At 37.3% G+C, this 3048-nt stretch carries 4 protein-coding genes; 1 reads left to right on the top strand and 3 read right to left on the bottom strand.

Going from position 1 to position 3048, the window contains the following annotated elements; genetic code table 11:
- Window positions 1–99: 99 nt before the first annotated feature.
- Together ACR65M_RS19975 and ACR65M_RS19970 are read right to left on the bottom strand one after the other, a co-directional pair.
- Window positions 100–675: a uracil-DNA glycosylase gene (locus tag ACR65M_RS19975; RefSeq protein WP_440274188.1), complete on the bottom strand. Its 576-nt coding sequence runs from the start codon at window positions 673–675 to the stop codon at window positions 100–102.
- Between the two features lie 85 nt (window positions 676–760).
- Window positions 761–1495 (bottom strand): sulfite exporter TauE/SafE family protein, encoded by a 735-nt coding sequence (locus tag ACR65M_RS19970; protein ID WP_341333378.1) that lies wholly within the window; start codon window positions 1493–1495, stop codon window positions 761–763.
- 185 nt (window positions 1496–1680) lie between these two features.
- On the opposite strand from ACR65M_RS19970, the gene ACR65M_RS19965 reads away from it, so the two are divergent.
- On the top strand, window positions 1681–2589 hold the full coding sequence (locus ACR65M_RS19965) for a nuclease-related domain-containing protein (protein ID WP_341333379.1): 909 nt from the start codon (window positions 1681–1683) through the stop codon (window positions 2587–2589).
- 30 nt (window positions 2590–2619) lie between these two features.
- Here the strand turns inward: ACR65M_RS19965 and ACR65M_RS19960 are convergent, their stop codons facing one another.
- Window positions 2620–2967, bottom strand: a complete 348-nt coding sequence (locus ACR65M_RS19960; RefSeq protein ID WP_440274187.1) for a hypothetical protein — start codon at window positions 2965–2967, stop codon at window positions 2620–2622.
- Window positions 2968–3048 lie beyond the last annotated feature (81 nt).

Here is a 3048-nt window from a genome sequence, read left to right as displayed (position 1 = left end):
TGTCACAATACTTATCTCAAGTATTGCCATTTTGGAGGTGTTTTATATTGTCTCACTATTTTAGGTTAGTCCATTCAGCATAGTGGACCCGTCCCTTTTTTATATATGCTTCCGAAGTTCCGATTCTACTAACTTCATATCCTCCAATAGTTGTGGATACAAGTTTGGCCTTCTTCTGGCCGCGAGTGGATGATACGCAACAGTCGTTTGATATCCATTCATTTGATAGAAATTGCCCCTAAGCCCTTTGACTTCAAGCTCTGGATTCTGAAAAAAAGATTGCACTGCTACATTGCCTAGACAAACAATAAGTTTAGGTTTTTGTTCCTCCAGTTGCGTATACAAATGGTTTATACAAATCTCGCGTGTCTTTTCCTTATCATAGGCGCGTTTCGGTTGTCGTTTTAAAATGTAAGTAACATATATTTGCTCTTTATCTAATCCCGCTTCATATACTGCCTTTTGCAAGGTTTGCCTCGTTCCACAAACCATTGGGTTACCTTCACGATCTTCACGAGCACCTGGATTATCCAAAATAATCATGATGGGTGCTTTCGGATTGCCCTCACCCCAAATCATTCGCGCTCCTTGTTCATACAACCCACAATCTTCACAATTCTTCACATCTTCGGGTACAGGATCCTCATTCCACATCACCGGACAGAACGAATTCATTTTACTCACACTCCTTATGATTATGATAACCAGAACTAGAAAAAACCAAAAAAATCTGGACTATTTAGTGAGTCCAGATTTTTATTTAAAGAACATTCTCGGTTACAATTTGAAAAATAAGTAGTACTGTTACAATTCTTAAAATTGGCTTTACATATTGAGGCTTTAACTTTTGCGCAATACGCACCCCGATTTGAGCCCCTGTAAAAGAACCCAGTAACAAGGCAATGGCAACCGGCCAAATGATCTTACCAGTAGCAATATAGGTCATCGCAGCTCCAAAACAACTTGAAAATGTAGCAAGGCGGACCAATCCGACGGCACGAATGTATGCAATATTTAAATGGTTATATAAATAGAGCATTAAAGTCCCCTGACCTGGCCCAAATAGCCCATCATAAATGCCAATACTATATAGCCCGGGTGCACTAATTTTATTGAACTTCAATGGCTCATTTCCGGTAAAATCTCCTTTTCCCACAAAAGAAACAATGAAAGCGAATAGTAGCAGGACAATTGCTACAATATACATGTTTTCTGATGAAATCCGTGAAGCGATGAGGCCCCCACTTATCCCGCCAGAAAGGCTAACCGGTATAATCCAAACCGATTCTTTTAAAGAGAGCTCCTTTTTACGTAACAAGTAGAAGAAACTCGAGAACGAACTTATTGTATTGGAAACCTTATTCGCTCCAATTGCCGAATGAACAGGTACACCTAAAAGTAACATCGACGGCAAACTGATTAATCCCCCACCACCAGCAAGCGTCCCCAAAGTCGTCGCACAAACCCCAATAAAAAACAGGATAATATACTCCATTTATTACCACCCCTTGTACCTTAAGTATAGTAGCAAAAGAGTGATTAAGAAATTTAATCTTTATTATAGAAATGGATAAGTATTTCCTATGGAACACTGGACACAAAAAGTTAAAGGAATTTTCACATTTAACAGGTTGAATTTCTATTAAAATAGGAATGAATAAATAGAAAGGAAGTGGACGTTTGTTACTTAAAGTGCGAACTGAATCAGAGGAATTGTTAGCTCTTCGTTCGTTAGATATTCGAATGGAGTTAACTGCAAAGGAGAAATTTCTCTACCAAAACCTTGAAAGAGGCTATGAAGGAGAGGTGAAATTTGATTCCATGCTACATGATCTTCGTGAAGAAAGATATATAATCAATGACCTTTTATTAGAAGTAAACAACTCCTTTTTCCAAATTGATACATTGCTTATTTCAAGGGGCATAATTAATGTTTTAGATATAAAAAACTTTCAAGGGGATTGTTACCTTAAATCTGACAATCTTTTTTCTGTTACAACTGGCCGTGAATATAAAAACCCCATAACTCAAATAAACAGAAGCGCCTCTTTATTCCGCCAATTACTCCAAAATCTCAATCAACATTACCTAGTGGATGCCTCCATTATTTTTATCAATCCCGAGTTTACATTATACCAAGCACCTCTTGAACAGCCATTTATTTTACCAACTCAAGTAAATCGATTTTTGAGAGATTTAAATAAGGGATCTTCTCCGTTAACTGACGGAGATAGAAAAATTGCTCAAAAACTATTAGAATTGCATCAGCCGAAGAACCCCTTCACCAAGTTGCCATCCTATACTTATGAAAAAGTTAAAAAAGGGATCTTTTGTAAGAACTGTAAGTCCTTTCAGATTACAATAAATCACCATAACCTAGTTTGTGATAACTGTGGAGGAGTGGAAAAAATAGACCAAGCTATTTTGCGAAATGTGAAAGAATTCAATTTGCTTTTTCCTAATCAAAAAATTACAACTCAAGCCATTTATGAATGGTGCAAACTTGACCTATGCAAACGCACATATTCGAGAGTCCTAAAAGCAAACTTTAATACTATTGGTAACACAAAAAATACATACTACGAATAAAAGTTAGTACTGTAAAAAATAAAACCTCATCTAACTATTTCGATGGGGTTTTTTGTTGTTGGTGTATTTTATTTTGGGTGGTCCTCCATGTGGCTCTTTAATTTTTTGCAATGAGGGCTTGTATTCTGACTCTATTAATTTCGTTTTCGCGTTCTTTGTCCGAATCACACCTTCTTTCCGACTCATTCCTGCATCCTTGTCTATCTTTCTGTCCGAATCAAGCTCGTTTTCTGACTCTACTAATCTCGTTTTCGCGTTCTTTGTCTCAATCACACCTTCTTTCCGACTCATTCCTGCATCCTTATCTATCTTTCTGTCCGAATCAAGCTCGTTTTCTGACTCTACTAATCTCGTTTTTGCATTCTTTGTCTCAATCACACCTTAATTCCGACTCATCCCTGCATCCTTATCTATCTTTCTGTCCGAATCAAGCTCGCTTTCTGACTCTACTAATCTCGT

It is taken from the genome of Ferdinandcohnia sp. SAFN-114, assembly GCF_059415045.1.
Note: the sequence above shows the minus strand (reverse complement) of the source record. Positions and strands in the feature narration are given on the sequence as shown.

Excerpts from the sequence above, each read along its gene's own strand:
- ACR65M_RS19970 (WP_341333378.1), bottom strand. The coding sequence starts at position 1,495 with ATGGAGTATATTATCCTGTTTTTTATTGGGGTTTGTGCGACGACTTTG.
- ACR65M_RS19975 (WP_440274188.1), bottom strand. The coding sequence starts at position 675 with ATGAATTCGTTCTGTCCGGTGATGTGGAATGAGGATCCTGTACCCGAA.